The sequence below is a fragment of the Bradyrhizobium betae genome (assembly GCF_050632175.1).
Lineage (GTDB): Bacteria > Pseudomonadota > Alphaproteobacteria > Rhizobiales > Xanthobacteraceae > Bradyrhizobium > Bradyrhizobium betae_B.
Genome location: NZ_CP192576.1, coordinates 7,005,624 through 7,020,096, shown reverse-complemented (window position 1 = coordinate 7,020,096; position 14,473 = coordinate 7,005,624). Strand labels below are relative to the sequence as shown.

Genomic DNA, 14,473 nt, shown 5'->3' with positions numbered 1-14,473 from the left:
TGATTCCGTGAGTCCTGAAATGCCCGTTTCTCCGCTCCGCCTCGGCGTCAATGTCGACCATGTCGCGACCCTGCGTAATGCGCGCGGCGGCCGCAATCCTGATCCGGTGCGCGCGGCGCTGCTCGCGATCGAGGCCGGCGCCGACGGCATCACTGCCCATTTGCGTGAGGATCGCCGGCACATCCGCGACGAAGACATGGCGCGGCTCAAGGCCGAGATCTCCAAGCCGCTCAATTTCGAGATGGCGGCGACCGACGACATGATGCGGATCTCGCTCGCCACCAGGCCGCATGCGGTGTGCCTGGTGCCGGAGCGCCGGCAGGAAGTGACGACGGAAGGCGGGCTCGACGTTGTCGGCCAGCACAATGCGCTGGCGCCCTATATCGCGCGGCTGAACGATGCCGGCATCCGCGTCTCGCTGTTCATCTCCGCCGATCCCGCCCAGATCGAGACGGCGGCGCGGCTGCGCGCGCCCGTGATCGAGATCCACACCGGCGCCTGGTGCGACGCCGTGGTCGACGGCCATACCGGCAAGGCCGATGCGGAGTGGAAGCGGATCGTGGCGGGCGTGAAGCTGGCGAAGGCCGCCGGGCTCGAAGTGCACGCGGGGCACGGGCTGGACTACGCGACGGCGGAGACCATCGCGGCGCTGCCCGAGATCATGGAGCTGAACATCGGCTACTACATGATCGGCGAAGCGCTGTTCGTCGGTCTCGCGGAGACCGTGCGCAGCATGCGCGCGGCGATGGAGCGCGGCCGGAGCCGGGCATGATCATCGGCATCGGCTCCGACCTGATCGACATCACCCGCGTGGCCAAGGTGATCGAGCGCCATGGCGAGCGTTTCCTCGACCGCATCTTCACCGCGGCCGAGCGGGCCAAGGCGGAGCGCCGGGCCAAGAACGAGAAGATGGTGGTGGCGACCTACGCCAAGCGCTTTGCCGCCAAGGAGGCCTGCTCCAAGGCGCTCGGGACCGGCATCCGGCGCGGTGTCTGGTGGCGCGACATGGGCGTGGTCAACCTGCCGGGGGGCGGCCGACCATGCAATTGACGGGCGGGGCGCTCGCCCGGCTCCAGGCCCTGACGCCGGAGGGGTTCGAGGCGAGGATCGACCTGTCGATCACCGATGACTGGCCGCTGGCACAGGCGTTCGTCGTCATTTCCGCCGTGCCGCGGGCCGGGCCCTGACGATCAGCAGGCCATTTTATAATTCGCATTAGAGATCAATATCTTACGAAGTTTTGACGCGATCCTTGATTGCGTGGACCCCGACAACCGTCTAAAAGTCCGCCGACGCAAATCAGGCTGGGCGAATTCGGCTTTACGCCGGAATTGGCCCTCATTATCAGAATCAGGACAATCTCCTTGGGCCGCGAGCGATGGGCTGTTCGCGGGAGGAGGGCGCTCCGTGACCGCCGGCCGGAATTGAGAGAGCAATGAGCGTGACTTCGGGAACAAAAACTGAGAGCGGCGTCGGCGAGACCATCCGGGTCGTGATCCACGCTCTCCTGATCGCGCTGGTGATCCGCACGTTCCTGTTCCAGCCGTTCAACATTCCTTCCGGTTCGATGAAGGCGACGCTGCTGGTCGGCGACTATCTGTTCGTCTCGAAATATTCCTACGGCTACAGCCACTACTCGATCCCGTTCTCGCCGCCGCTGTTTTCGGGGCGGATCTGGGGCTCGGATCCGAACCGCGGCGACATCGTGGTGTTCCGGTTGCCGAAGGACGATTCCACCGACTACATCAAGCGCGTCATCGGCCTTCCCGGCGATCGCGTCCAGATGAAGGACGGGCTGCTCTACATCAACGACACCCCGGTCGAGCGGCAGCGCATGAGCGAGTTCGTCGGCGAGGATCCCTGCGGCTCCGAAGGCGGCGGCATCTCCCGGGTGAAGCGATGGAAGGAGACGCTGCCCAACGGCGTGTCCTATGAGACGCTGGATTGCGCCGACAACGGCTACATGGACAACACCAACGTCTACAACGTGCCGCCCGGTCATTTTTTCATGATGGGTGACAACCGCGACAACTCGACCGACAGCCGCTTCCTCGGCCAGGTCGGCTACGTGCCGCAGGAAAACCTGATCGGCCGTGCCCAGATGATCTTCTTCTCCATCGCCGAAGGCAAGCACGCCTGGATGTTCTGGCGCTGGCCGTGGGCAGTGCGCTGGAATCGCTTCTTCAAAATCGTCCGATGAAAGACGAAGCCAAGGACATCGCGAGCCAACCGATCGAGGCGCAAGCCGTCCCTGAGGGCGAAGCTGCATCGAAGACGCCTGCAAAGAAGAAGCGGGTACGCAAGGCCAAGGTCAAGGTTAAGGCGACTGACGCGAATGCGGCGGCTCGAGGCGCGCATTGGTTACAGCTTTGCGGATCCGAACCAGTTGATCCAGGCGATCACGCATGTCTCGGCGCTGAAGTCCGGGCGCAAGCGCGGCGACAGCTACCAGCGGCTCGAATTCCTCGGCGACCATGTGCTCGGGCTCGTCGTCTCCGACATGCTATATCATGCCTTCCCGAACGCCGACGAAGGCGAGCTGTCCAAGCGACTTGCCGAGCTCGTGCGCAAGGAAAGCTGCGCCGACGTCGCCAAGTCGCTCGGTCTGCTCGACGACATCAAGCTCGGTTCGGTCGGCACCGCCGCCGACGGACGTCTGCGCAAGTCCATCCTCGGCGACATCTGCGAGGCCGTGATCGGCGCCATCTTCCTCGACGGCGGCCACGCGGCGGCGTCCGACTTCGTCAAGCGTAACTGGACCGAGCGCATGCACAAGCCGCGGCGTCCGTTGCGCGATCCCAAGACCGTGCTGCAGGAATGGGCGCAAGGCAAGGGATTGCCGACGCCGGTCTATCGCGAGGTCGAGCGCACCGGCCCGCATCACGATCCGCAGTTCCGCGTCGCGGTGGACTTGCCGGGATTGGCGCCGGCCGAAGGCATTGGCGGCAGCAAGCGCGCGGCAGAGAAGGTGGCGGCCTCGGTGATGATCGAACGTGAAGGCGTTGGCGGCGGCAATGACGGCTGAAGCAAGCGGCGAGGCGCCCACTGCTACGCGCTGCGGCTTCGTCGCGCTCATTGGCGCGCCGAATGTCGGCAAATCCACGCTGGTCAACGCGCTGGTCGGGGCCAAGGTCACGATCGTTTCGCGCAAGGTTCAGACCACGCGCGCGCTGATCCGCGGCATCGTGATCGAGAACAACGCGCAGATCATCCTGGTCGACACGCCCGGCATCTTCTTGCCCAAGCGAAGGCTCGACCGCGCCATGGTCTCGACCGCCTGGAGCGGGGCGCATGATGCCGATCTCGTCTGTGTGCTGATCGATGCCAAGGCCGGTATCGACGAGGAGGCCGAGGCGATCCTCACCAAGGTCGCGAGCGTCAATCACGAGAAGATCCTGGTGATCAACAAGGTCGACCTAGTCCAGCGCGAGAAGCTGCTGGCGCTCGCGCAGGCCGCCAACGAGCGCATGGCCTTCGCCAAGACCTTCATGATCGCGGCGATCTCGGGCGACGGCGTCGACGACCTCAGGCAGACGCTTGCCGAGATGGTGCCGCCGGGCCCGTTCCTCTATCCCGAGGACCAGATGTCGGATGCGCCGATGCGTCAGCTGGCGGCCGAGATTACCCGCGAAAAGATCTATCGCAAGCTGCACCAGGAACTGCCCTACCAATCCACGGTCGAGACCGACAAGTGGGAGGAGCGCAAGGACAAGTCGGTGCGCATCGAGCAGACGATCTTCGTCGAGCGCGAGAGCCAGCGCAAGATCGTGCTCGGCGCAGGCGGCGCGACCATCAAGTCGATCGGCGCGGATTCGCGCAAGGAGATCGGCGAAATCCTGGGCGTGCCGGTGCATCTGTTCCTGTTCGTGAAGGTGCGCGAGAACTGGGGTGACGATCCCGATCGCTATCGCGAGATGGGCCTGGAATTTCCCAGGGAATAACCAAGAAAAGATCGGTCCCCGATGAGCGTACCCAGCAACGTCCGGCGCTTCGAAGCGCTGCTCTACGCATCGTTGATGCTGGATGCCCTTTCGGTCGCGGTGCAGGACCGCACGCCCAATCCCGACATGACAGAGCAGATGATCATGACGGCCACCTTGCTCGCCGGCTGCATGATCCTGCTGCTGGTCTACTTCGTCTGGCTGGCGGCGCATTGGCGCAAGAACTGGCCGCGCTGGGTGCTGGCGGCAGCCCTGGCGTTGTCGGTGATCTCGCTCGGACAGATCATCGGCGAGAAGGGGATGGAGCTCGACAGCGCCATCGAGATCGTCTCGTGCGTGCTGACGGCGATGGGCCTGTATTTCTCCTTCAGCGGGGATGCGAAGGGCTGGTTCAACGCGTGAGGTTTCGCGCGGTCCGGTAAATGCGCTACACTTGCTTCGATGGAATGGACCGACGAAGGCATCGTGCTGGGCGTGCGGCGGCATGGCGAGAGCAGCGCCATCGTCGAACTGCTGACCCGCGCGCACGGCCGGCATCTTGGGCTGGTCCGCGGCGGCGCCGGTTCGCGGATGCGGCCGCTGCTGCAACCCGGCAACAGCTTGAGTGTGGTTTGGCGGGCGCGGCTCGACGAGCATCTCGGCACCTATGCGATTGAAGGCCTGAAGCTGCGCGCGGCGACGCTGCTGGGGGCCTCCCACGGCGTTTACGGCGTCACTCATCTGGCCTCGATTGCGCGGTTGCTGCCGGAACGCGATCCGCACGAAGAGATGTTCGCGATGCTCGAACATTCGCTCGATGATTTCGACGACATCGGCAGCGCCGCCGTGCACGTGATCCATTTCGAGCTGGCGATGCTGGCCGAACTGGGCTTCGGGCTGGCGCTGGACAATTGTGCCGTGACCGGGGAGACCACGGACCTGATCTATGTCTCGCCGAAATCCGGTGGTGCTGTGTCACGCGGTGCGGGCGAGCCGTGGCGCGACCGCCTCTTGCGTCTGCCGCCGTTCCTGCGCCAGGGCGAGGTGCAGGGCGAACTTACCGATGAGGATCTGCAGGACGGCTTCCGGCTCACCGGCCTGTTCCTGCTGCGCCACGTGCTGGAGCCGCGCGGGCAGGGCCATTCCGACGCGCGAGCCGGCTTCATCAACGCCCTGACACGTCAGCAGGCCAAGGCGGCGCTTCCCGCGCCATGACGTCTCGGCGGCTCTGCCCTGTCATGGAACATGGCGCCACCGGGAACGAAAGCCGGCAGGTCGCGTTGGCCCGACAGGTTCCATCACGGGGACGGCCTAAATGTTGATCAGGGGATTTGCCTTGTCCGCGGCGCTGCTTGCGTTCGCCCCGGATGCCATGGCCGCAGAACCGCAAACCGGCGTGTTTCGCCGGGCGTCCTGCACCGTTGTGCGGTACTATGTGGCGAAATATTCCGCTGCCGCCGCAGAGACATGGGCGCGGTCCAAGGGCGCGACGGAGGCCGAGATCGAGGTGGCACGGCGTTGCCTGACCAATGCGCCTGTGACCGCGCAGGCCAAGAGCCAGCAGACCTTCACGGCCGGTTGGGCGGGTCAATAGAAGCCCACAGGGAACCAATCGATCCTTGCCCGATTCGCTTCCACGGTTTAACCGGGCGGCATGGGAAAACGAATCGTTCCGCCGGAAGAACCGGCCGAAATTCACGACGTGCCGCTGCGTGAAGCGCTGGAAGAGCGCTATCTTGCGTACGCGCTCTCGACCATCATGCACCGTGCGCTGCCGGACGCGCGCGACGGCCTGAAGCCGGTGCACCGGCGCATTCTCTACGGCATGCGACTGCTCAGGCTCGACCCCGGCACGGCCTTCAAGAAATCCGCCAAGATCGTCGGCGACGTGATGGGCTCGTTCCATCCGCATGGCGACCAGGCGATCTACGACGCCATGGTGCGCCTAGCGCAGGATTTCTCCTCGCGCTACCCGCTGGTCGACGGCCAGGGCAATTTCGGCAATATCGACGGCGATAATCCCGCCGCCTATCGTTACACCGAAGCGCGCATGACCGACGTCGCGCGGCTTCTGCTCGAGGGCATCGACGAGGACGGCGTTGAATTCCGTCCCAACTACGACGGCCAGTCCAAGGAGCCGGTGGTTCTGCCGGGCGGCTTCCCGAACCTGCTCGCAAACGGCGCGCAGGGTATCGCCGTCGGCATGGCGACCTCGATCCCGCCGCACAACGCCGCCGAGCTGTGCGACGCCGCGTTGCATCTGATCGAGAAGCCCGATGCGAAGTCGAAGGCGCTGTTGAAGTGGGTGAAGGGCCCGGACTTCCCGACCGGCGGCATCATCGTCGATTCCAAGCAGGCCATTGCGGAAGCCTACACGACCGGCCGCGGCTCGTTCCGCGTTCGCGCCCGGTGGGAGCAGGAAGAGGGCACGCGCGGCACTTGGGTCGTCGTCATCACCGAGATCCCTTTCCTGGTGCAGAAGTCGCGCCTCGTCGAGAAGATTGCCGAGTTGCTGGACCAGAAGAAGCTGCCGCTGGTCGGCGATGTCAGGGACGAGTCGGCCGAAGACGTCCGCCTCGTCATCGAGCCGAAGTCGAAGAACGTCGATCCTGCCCTGATGATGGAATCGTTGTTCCGGCTGACCGAGCTCGAAAACAAGATTCCGCTGAACCTCAACGTGCTGTTAAAGGGCCGCGTCCCCAAGGTGGTTGGCCTCGCGGAGTGCCTGCGCGAATGGCTCGACCATCTGCGCGACGTGCTGATCCGCCGGACCAATTATCGCAAGGTGCAGATCGAGAACCGGCTGGAAGTCCTCGGCGGGCTTCTGATCGCCTATCTCAACATCGACGAGGTGATCAGGATCATCCGCACCGAGGATGAGCCGAAGCCGGCGCTGATCAAGGCGTTCAAGCTCACCGAAGTTCAGGCTGAATCCATCCTCAACATGCGGCTCCGTTCGTTGCGCAAGCTCGAGGAGATGGAGATCCGCACCGAGGACAAGAATCTCCGCAACGAGCTTAAGGGCATCAACGCGGTGCTCGCATCCGAACCCGAGCAATGGAAGAAGGTCAGTGAGCAGGTCGGCAAGGTCCGCGACATGTTCGGGCCGAAGACGCCGCTCGGCAAGCGCCGCTCCACTTTTGCGGATGCGCCCGAGCACGATCTCGCGGCGATGGAGGAAGCCCTCGTCGAGCGCGAGCCGGTCACCGTGGTCGTGTCCGACAAGGGCTGGATCCGCACCATGAAGGGCCATGTCGAAGATCTCTCCGGCCTGACCTTCAAGCAGGACGACAAGCTCGGCTTCGCGTTCTTCGCGGAAACGACCTCGAAGCTGCTGCTGTTCGCGACCAACGGCAAATTCTACTCGCTCGATGTCGCCAAGCTGCCGGGCGGCCGCGGTCATGGCGAGCCCATCCGGCTGTTCATCGACCTCGAGCAGGAGGCCGCGCCCGTCGCCCTGTTCGTCAACAAGGGCGGGCGCAAATTCCTGGTCGCGAGCCACGAGGGCCAGGGCTTCGTCGTCAACGAGGACGATTGCGTCGGCACCACCAAGAAGGGCAAGCAGGTCCTCAACGTCGACATGCCGAACGAGGCGCGCGTGGTCACCGAGGTGATCGGTGACACCGTCGCGGTCATCGGCGAGAACCGCAAGATGCTGATCTTCCCGCTCGACCAGGTGCCGGAGATGGCGCGCGGCCGCGGCGTTCGCTTGCAGAAGTACAAGGACGGCGGCCTGTCCGACATCGCGGTGTTCGACGCCAAGGCGGGCCTGACCTGGAAGGACTCCGCGGGGCGCGAATTCTCCGCAACCATGAAGGAGCTCGCGGAGTGGAAAGGTAGCCGCGCCGACGCCGGGCGGCTGCCGCCGAAGGGTTTCCCGAAGTCGAACAAGTTCGGCAAGGTGATCGGGTAGGGGCTCTCTCGTGTCCCGGACGCGCTGCAACGCTCCTGCGGTGCTGCGCAGACCCGGCACCCACGCTGCAACACAGGTGTCATGCCCCGGCTTGACCGGGGCATCAGTACGCCGCGGCTTCTCGGTTCAATCACGCTCGTCTCTGGAATACTCGATCGCCCGGTCAAGGCCGGGCGATGACACCGAGCATGTGGTTCGCAAATGCGTGGCAGATAGTCGTGAGCGCATACGTGTCCCGGCCTTGCGGGCACGAACATTGCTTTTTGCTGGCGACCGTAACCGTGTCGTCAAAAAGGCAAGAAGAAACCAATGCTCAAACTCAAATCGTTTATTCCGGCGCTGCTCGGGCTCGCGATCGTCGCGGCGCCGGCGCATGCGGCGGGCAATCTCGTCGCGGTGCTGGAGGCGGAGATCGTCACGCTCGATCCGCATTTCTCGACCGCCTACATTACGCGCACGTTTGGCTACATGGTGTTCGACACGCTGTTCGCGAAGGACTCCAAGGGCGACATCAAGCCGCAGATGGTGCAGGACTGGAAGGTCTCGCCTGACGGGCTGACCTACAGCTTCACCCTGCGCGACGGGCTGAAGTGGCATGACGGCCAGCCGGTCACTGCAGCCGATTGCGTGGCTTCGCTGCGACGCTGGGGCACCCGCAGCGCGCTCGGCCGCCGCATCTTCGCGATCACGGCGTCGCTGGAGCCGACTGATGCGAAGACTTTCGTGCTGACGCTGAAGGAGCCGTCGGGTCTCGTCATCGACGCGCTCGGCAATCCCGTCAGCCCGGTCGCCTTCATGATGCCCGAGCGCATTGCCAAGACGCCGGGCGACCAGCGCATCACCGAGATCATCGGCTCCGGCCCGTTCGTCTACAGCAAGGCCGATCACCGTACCGGCGATCGCATGATCCTGAAGAAGTTCGCCGACTACGTGCCGCGTCCCGAGCCCGCCGACTTCCTCGCCGGCGGCAAGCGCGTCAACGTCGACACGCTCGAGATCCGCGTCATTCCCGACGGATCGACCGCGGCCTCCGCATTGCAGGCCGGCGAGATCGACTTCATGCAATACGCTCCGTTCGATCTGCTGCCGCAGTTGGAGAAGAACGCAAAGGTCAAGCTGGTGAACTTCACCGGCGGCAACATGTTTGCGGGCGCCTATCGCCTCAACGCTGCATCGAAGCCGTTCGACGATCCTGCGATCCGGCGTGTGCTGTGGAAGCTGGTCGATCAGCGCGAAGTGCTCGATGCGCTCGGGCTGGATGCCAAATACGCCACGCCCTGCGCCACGTTCTTCACTTGCGGCACTACCTACGAGAGCAAGGCCGGCACGGAAGCGGCCGCCAAGCCGTCGATCGAGGCGGCGAAGGCCGCGCTGAAGGCGACGAAATATGCCGGCGAGCCAGTCGTCGTCATGGAGGCCAACGATCTCGAAGCCCCGCGCGTCTCGGCGCAGGTGCTGGCCGAGCGGCTGAAGCAGGCCGGTTTCAACGTCGATCTTCAAGTGATGGACTGGGCGAGCGTGCTGGCTCGCCGCGCCAAGAAGGAAGGCTGGAGCGTCTATGGCGTTCACGCCGGCGGTTTCGACCTCGGCTCGCCGCTGACCAACGTCATGGTCGCCTTCAACTGCGCCGACTTCACCGGGTGGCAGTGCGATGCGCGCCTGACGCCGCTGGTGGAGGCCTTCGCCAAGGCGCCGGCCGAGGAGGACCGCAAGAAGATCGCCGGTGAGATCCAGAGCATCATGTACGATCAGGCGCCCGGAATTCCGTGGGGCCAGTTCGCCCAGCCGGCCGCCTATCGCGCCACCCTGAAGGGTCTGATACCGTCCGCCATCCCGGTGTTCTGGAACGTTGAGAAGTAATGCGATGTACGATGTCATTGTTGTCGGCGGCGGCTCTGCCGGCGCCGCTGTTGCCGCACGGCTCTCCGAGGATCCCGCACGCCGCGTCCTGCTGTTAGAGGCGGGCCTTGACTGGCGCGCCGACGAAGCGCCCTGGGAGGTCAGGACACCGAACCCGATCCCGATCATTCACAAGCGCGAATATCAGGAGAAGTGGCAGTGGCCGCACCTCCTGACGCGCCGGTGGCGGAGCAGGAGCCGCGCTTCTACTGGCGCGGCAAGGGGCTCGGCGGTTCATCGATGATGAACGGCCAGATCGCCATTCGCGGCGTCGCCGATGCCTTCGACGAATGGGCCGCCAATGGCTGCACCGGCTGGTCGGCGAAAGAGGTAATGCCGCTGTTCTCAGTGATCGAGGACGATTTCGAGTTCGGCGACGCCGACGGCCATGGACGCGGCGGCCCGCTGCCGGTCTATCGTGCTCCGCCGGAGACATGGGGCCCGATCGATCGCGGCCTGCGCGATGCGGCGCTGGCGAGTGGCTATCCCTGGTGCGACGACGTCAACGGCCCGGACGGCGAGGGCGTCGCCTGCTATCCCATCAACAGCCGCGACTTGCGCCGCATCACCACCAATGAGGGTTATCTCGAACCCGCGCGCGGGCGGGCCAATCTGGAGATCCGCGGCCATGCGCTGGTCGATCGCGTGCTGATCAGCGACGGCCGGGCGACCGGCCTGCGTGTCCACATCGAAGGGCAGGGCACCCAGGACATCAGTGCCCGCCAGATCGTGCTCTGCGCCGGTGCCATCCACAGTCCCGCGATCCTGCTGCGCTCGGGCGTCGGGCCGGCCGATGAGCTGAAGGCAATGGGGATCGCGGTCGAGCGCGACCTTCCGGTCGGCAAGCACTTCTTCGATCACCCGCTGTTTCGCGCGACCATTCAGCTCCACGACAATCTGCGGCCGACCGATCCGGACACCCGCCACACCAATTGCTGCGTGACCTATTCGTCCGGTCTCGCCAACGGCGGCAAGCGCGACATGATCCTGATCGCCTTCAACCACCGTGGCATCGGTGTATCCGGGGCGATCGGCGCCGGGCTGTTCAATGCGTATTCGCGTGGAACGCTGAAGCTGGCCTCGACCGACCCTGCGATCGATCCGATCGTCGACGAGAACATGCTGGCCGATCCCCGCGACATGTTGCGCATGATGGACGCGGTGAGGCGGCTCGCCGTGATCACCTCCCAGCCGGCGCTTTCAGGCATCGCTGACTGGATCAGGCTCACAGATACCGACTTGACGCTACCGCAGGCAGCCGCGTTGCCGGATCACGAGCTCGACGCGCTATTGCGCCGGGAAACCGGCGACATCCAGCATGCCGCCGGCAGCTGCCGCATGACCGGCGCTGGCGACGCCGACGGCGTGGTCAATCCGGACGGCACCGTGAAGGGCATCAGCGGCTTGCGGGTCGCCGACGCTTCGATCATACCGTCGGACTGCCGGGCCAACACGCATTTCACGACGGTGGTGATCGGCGAGGCGATCGCGCGGATGATGATGCGGTAGTTGGCACACGACGGTGTCATGCCACGGCTTGACCGGGGCATGGACCGTGATGTTCGTCTATGGCAGCAGCTTGCGCAGCGCGTCTGGGACCTTGGTGCTGCCGACCTCCGCTTCCTTTGTCTTGCCGCTCGCCTCGTCGACCTCGAATGCATAGACGAACGCGTCGGGGATGCGCTCCGCGACGCTATTGGGCCCGCCCTTCTCCAGCAAGGAATTCAGGGCATCCGCGGTCGAGGGATCAAGGTCTTCCATTTGGAAAACCTTGACCTTTGGCTTCATGCCGGCCATGGGGCCGCCATAGCGGGTCACTTTCAGCGCCATCGTGATCTCCCGGCCAAGCTCCAGAATGTCCGAGCCTAGCACGGCGCGTGCGCGGTTTCAGGTCTCAATCGTCAGCGTCCCGCGTGACGTCTTCCGCCATTTTGGGCCCGCGTCTTGCCCTTCGCGGCGTACGTTGCGATGACCGCCTTCTTGGCTTTCTCGGTTTCCTTGGCGGCCTTCTTGGCCACGGCGGAGGACCTTGATGGTCCGCATGCCAAGCGAAGCGATCGGACCGATCGGCTTCGTGATCACACCGACGTCGATCCAGGCCTGCGAGACCTTGAGCGCGGTCGCGTCATCGAAGAAGTCGCGGGCAACCGAGATGGTTTCATAGGCACATTTGGCAAAATCGGTGTCGCCCTTCAGCCGTTGGGTGAGCGTGGTGTACCAGATTTTCGCTGCGGTTTCCCATGCCGGTTTGCCGATCGCCAGGGCCGCAAGATAGAAAGCGTGGTTTGGAATTCCCGAATTATAATGGACGCCACCATAGTCGCCTTCGCGTGTGTTTGGCAGGTTCACGTAGTCTTTCATGTTGGCCGGTTGCGGATCATCGGGGTTGGCGGTCCCTGGCGCCTTCATCGAGCGCAAGGCGCCGCCGGCCAGCAGGAGCTTGTCACCGACCAACCAGTTCGCAGTCGCAGGATCGCTCTGTTTGTCGTGCCACTGGCGAATCACCACGCCGAAGACATCGGACATGGATTCGTTGAGAGCGCCCGATTGTCCCTCATAGGGCAGCCCGGCAGAGAACTGCGTCACGCCGTGGGTGAGCTCGTGCGCGACCACGTCGAGACATTGGGTCATTCGACCAAACAGGTCGCCGCCATCGCCATAGATCATCTGCTGACCGTTCCACAAGGCGTTGTCGAAACCGCTTCCATCCTCGCTGTAGTGCACGGACGACACCATCGTCATGCCACGCGAGTCGATGGAATTGCGGCCAAACAGCGTGTTGTAAAGTCCCAGGTCACGCCGGCGTAGTCGTAGGCCTCGTTGACGGCAACGTCGGACGTTTGCCGGTCATTCTCCTCGCGGACGAGTTTTCGCGTCAGATCGGCTGAACCCTTGCAATCGAAAATCCGCCGCACCTTCGTCCGTGCGGTGGCCGGCGCCGCGTTGGTCACATTGAGCGAGCGTGATAGCGCCGATCTCACCGTTCGCGCGCGGGCGGTCGCTTCGATCGTTGCGACGGCTCGTTCCCGGATTCTTGGATCGGGGCTCTCGGCGAGCTTCTTCAGCATGTAGGGCGGGACGATTGAGCAGAATGGACAATTTCGCATGAATGCCTCCGAATGATTAGTCGGCGACGTCACAGCGTCGCGGATGAACGGCCCGTCGGCCGATGATCAATTTCAAAATCAAGTGCCCCACAAAGGGGAGAAAAAGACAGGCAATTAGTAGTATGAATGAAACAATACAGCGAAGGGTTGATTTGCGCAATTGGGCGATTCAACGCTCCGAGCGAGTCCGTTTAGGACAGTGGAGCTGTCTCAAGGTCGTCCGGCTATCGTGATCAAACCGTCGCCGAGCTGGCGGTGAGTCACCCGCTCAGCTTGAACCCATGCGAGATATCTCCTGCCGTGGCATTTTCACGCTGTCGCAAGCGGATGGTGGGGGCGCAGGGAAGGCCGGGCGCCGGCTGGCACCCGAGTCCGTGCGCCGAAAAAATGCACACGGGGTGGACCACAGGTCTCGCCGGATCGCCCGGCCTTCCCTGCGCGAATGGTTTTAACGGTGTCCTTCGTGCTCTCCTCGGGGAGCGATGCACTATTGCCCCCGTCGCATCGCGGATGGCTGATGCACGTGCCCGGTCGGGCCGCCACATCACCGCAAGGCTTGACGCCAGCCTACGGGCGTCAGGACCACACGACTTCTCCGTCCGCGCACGTCCTCGCTGGGCCCCCGGAGGGTGGCGTGTGCTCGCCTCCAGGGCCATGCGAGGACGCCGTCAGCGTCGTGTCGTACGCGCGAAGGCCGTTGCTCACGGCCAAGGCCGCCCTGCAAAGACCGATCGCGCCCGACGCCGTCGCGTCCATCGCTGCCCAACCCGCGGTTCGTGACGATCGCGATCCGCCCCTTGTAACGGGCCAGGGTGTTTTGTGTGTACGACAAATCCGAATTTCGGTAAAGTGGAATATTTTTGCGGTCGGAGGTTGACATGCGAGGTGGAGAAATTGCGCGGGTGTATTGCCCGACGGGTCATGGTCGACGGGGGAGGTGACGGGCGTTCGAAGGTATAAGCGTCAGCTTCCGAGGGCAAAGCGGGAGGTATCGGATTGACCGTCATCGTCGGCTTTTGTGACCCTGAGCAGAAGTCGAAAACGGCCTAGTTGTGCCCTGGTCGAGTAAGTTCGCTAAATCATCGTACCCACCGCGTCTTGCATAGTCGGCGGCCGCAAAACGTCCGGCGCGAGCGGCCGGATCGGCCCCGAGTTGGAGCAGAAGCCTCACAATCCCCGTGTCGCCGTTGCGCGCCGCCACCATCAAAGCAGTCACGCCGTCCGCAGAATGATTAATATTGGCGCCGCCAGCGACTAGCGCCCTTACTGCCTCCTCGCATCCGCTCTGTGCCGCAAGCATCAGGCAACTTGAATCCCCTGCGCTCGTGATTGCGTCCGGGTCTGCGCCGGCCGCAATGAGCGCTTGGATCACTGGTACTTGATCTCCGACCGCCGCCCGTAAGCTCGCCCAAAGCAACGGAGTATAACCTTTCTTGTCTCGCAGGTCGGGCAACACGCCCGCATCTAGAAGACGTCGAACAGTTTCTATGTCTGCATCAAACGCGGCGCCATGGAGATGGGACATGAGAGCTCTCGCAGTAATCTTTGCCGCGATCATACCTCCGACTCGAAGAAATGTCGCCACGTGGCCCAAGGCCGACATGCAGACCTGTCGGCTTCAACGCCGCCTTCCG

12 protein-coding genes and 3 pseudogenes are annotated in these 14,473 nt (G+C 64.0%); 11 read left to right on the top strand and 4 right to left on the bottom strand.

The window, feature by feature from the left end:
• Positions 1-19 precede the first annotated feature (19 nt).
• From ACQ86E_RS33790 to ACQ86E_RS33740, 11 genes and pseudogenes are all read left to right on the top strand, one after another.
• On the top strand, positions 20-772 hold the full coding sequence (locus ACQ86E_RS33790; RefSeq protein ID WP_431203608.1) for a pyridoxine 5'-phosphate synthase: 753 nt from the start codon (positions 20-22) through the stop codon (positions 770-772).
• A pseudogene (gene acpS / locus ACQ86E_RS33785) lies at positions 769-1,187 on the top strand (holo-ACP synthase). The gene ACQ86E_RS33790 and the pseudogene acpS overlap by 4 nt, the downstream one beginning before the upstream one ends.
• Positions 1,188-1,435: 248 nt before the next feature.
• Positions 1,436-2,200, top strand: a complete 765-nt coding sequence (gene lepB / locus ACQ86E_RS33780; RefSeq protein WP_431203607.1) for a signal peptidase I — start codon at positions 1,436-1,438, stop codon at positions 2,198-2,200.
• A pseudogene (rnc, locus tag ACQ86E_RS33775) lies at positions 2,197-3,025 on the top strand (ribonuclease III). The gene lepB and the pseudogene rnc overlap by 4 nt, the downstream one beginning before the upstream one ends.
• Entirely contained in the window at positions 3,015-3,941 is a 927-nt protein-coding gene (gene era / locus ACQ86E_RS33770) for a GTPase Era (protein ID WP_431203606.1), read from the top strand. Before rnc ends, era begins: the two are co-directional and overlap by 11 nt.
• 21 nt (positions 3,942-3,962) lie before the next feature.
• Positions 3,963-4,343, top strand: coding sequence for a hypothetical protein (locus ACQ86E_RS33765; RefSeq protein WP_431203605.1), 381 nt, complete (start codon positions 3,963-3,965; stop codon positions 4,341-4,343).
• Positions 4,344-4,382: 39 nt separating this feature from the next.
• The gene (recO, locus tag ACQ86E_RS33760; protein WP_431203604.1) at positions 4,383-5,135 is read left to right on the top strand and encodes a DNA repair protein RecO; all 753 of its coding nucleotides are present in this window, start codon (positions 4,383-4,385) and stop codon (positions 5,133-5,135) included.
• A 100-nt stretch (positions 5,136-5,235) separates the two neighbouring features.
• Positions 5,236-5,514, top strand: a complete 279-nt coding sequence (locus tag ACQ86E_RS33755) for a hypothetical protein (protein ID WP_431203603.1) — start codon at positions 5,236-5,238, stop codon at positions 5,512-5,514.
• A gap of 60 nt (positions 5,515-5,574) precedes the next feature.
• Positions 5,575-7,833: a DNA topoisomerase IV subunit A gene (parC, locus tag ACQ86E_RS33750; protein WP_431203602.1), complete on the top strand. Its 2,259-nt coding sequence runs from the start codon at positions 5,575-5,577 to the stop codon at positions 7,831-7,833.
• A 309-nt stretch (positions 7,834-8,142) separates the two neighbouring features.
• Positions 8,143-9,693, top strand: a complete 1,551-nt coding sequence (locus ACQ86E_RS33745; protein WP_431203601.1) for an ABC transporter substrate-binding protein — start codon at positions 8,143-8,145, stop codon at positions 9,691-9,693.
• Positions 9,694-9,697: 4 nt separating this feature from the next.
• A pseudogene (locus ACQ86E_RS33740) lies at positions 9,698-11,241 on the top strand (GMC family oxidoreductase).
• A 57-nt stretch (positions 11,242-11,298) separates the two neighbouring features.
• On the opposite strand, the gene ACQ86E_RS33735 reads toward ACQ86E_RS33740, so the two are convergent.
• From ACQ86E_RS33735 to ACQ86E_RS33720, 4 genes are all read right to left on the bottom strand, one after another.
• Positions 11,299-11,562: a protealysin inhibitor emfourin gene (locus ACQ86E_RS33735; protein ID WP_431203600.1), complete on the bottom strand. Its 264-nt coding sequence runs from the start codon at positions 11,560-11,562 to the stop codon at positions 11,299-11,301.
• Between the two features lie 57 nt (positions 11,563-11,619).
• Positions 11,620-12,474: a M4 family metallopeptidase gene (locus ACQ86E_RS33730; RefSeq protein WP_431203599.1), complete on the bottom strand. Its 855-nt coding sequence runs from the start codon at positions 12,472-12,474 to the stop codon at positions 11,620-11,622.
• On the bottom strand, positions 12,471-12,800 hold the full coding sequence (locus ACQ86E_RS33725) for a hypothetical protein (protein WP_431203598.1): 330 nt from the start codon (positions 12,798-12,800) through the stop codon (positions 12,471-12,473). Before ACQ86E_RS33725 ends, ACQ86E_RS33730 begins: the two co-directional genes overlap by 4 nt.
• Before the next feature lie 1,042 nt (positions 12,801-13,842).
• A complete protein-coding gene (locus tag ACQ86E_RS33720) occupies positions 13,843-14,364 on the bottom strand; it encodes an ankyrin repeat domain-containing protein (RefSeq protein ID WP_431203597.1) in 522 nt (173 codons plus the stop codon).
• Positions 14,365-14,473 lie beyond the last annotated feature (109 nt).

What these genes read in the sequence shown, in the direction of transcription:
- ACQ86E_RS33790 (WP_431203608.1), top strand. Translation starts at nt 20, where the DNA reads ATGCCCGTTTCTCCGCTCCGCCTCGGCGTCAATGTCGACCATGTCGCG.
- lepB (WP_431203607.1), top strand. Translation starts at nt 1,436, where the DNA reads ATGAGCGTGACTTCGGGAACAAAAACTGAGAGCGGCGTCGGCGAGACC.
- era (WP_431203606.1), top strand. Translation starts at nt 3,015, where the DNA reads ATGACGGCTGAAGCAAGCGGCGAGGCGCCCACTGCTACGCGCTGCGGC.
- ACQ86E_RS33765 (WP_431203605.1), top strand. Translation starts at nt 3,963, where the DNA reads ATGAGCGTACCCAGCAACGTCCGGCGCTTCGAAGCGCTGCTCTACGCA.
- recO (WP_431203604.1), top strand. Translation starts at nt 4,383, where the DNA reads ATGGAATGGACCGACGAAGGCATCGTGCTGGGCGTGCGGCGGCATGGC.
- ACQ86E_RS33755 (WP_431203603.1), top strand. Translation starts at nt 5,236, where the DNA reads ATGTTGATCAGGGGATTTGCCTTGTCCGCGGCGCTGCTTGCGTTCGCC.
- parC (WP_431203602.1), top strand. Translation starts at nt 5,575, where the DNA reads ATGGGAAAACGAATCGTTCCGCCGGAAGAACCGGCCGAAATTCACGAC.
- ACQ86E_RS33745 (WP_431203601.1), top strand. Translation starts at nt 8,143, where the DNA reads ATGCTCAAACTCAAATCGTTTATTCCGGCGCTGCTCGGGCTCGCGATC.
- ACQ86E_RS33735 (WP_431203600.1), bottom strand. Translation starts at nt 11,562, where the DNA reads ATGGCGCTGAAAGTGACCCGCTATGGCGGCCCCATGGCCGGCATGAAG.
- ACQ86E_RS33730 (WP_431203599.1), bottom strand. Translation starts at nt 12,474, where the DNA reads ATGACGATGGTGTCGTCCGTGCACTACAGCGAGGATGGAAGCGGTTTC.
- ACQ86E_RS33725 (WP_431203598.1), bottom strand. Translation starts at nt 12,800, where the DNA reads ATGCTGAAGAAGCTCGCCGAGAGCCCCGATCCAAGAATCCGGGAACGA.
- ACQ86E_RS33720 (WP_431203597.1), bottom strand. Translation starts at nt 14,364, where the DNA reads ATGTCCCATCTCCATGGCGCCGCGTTTGATGCAGACATAGAAACTGTT.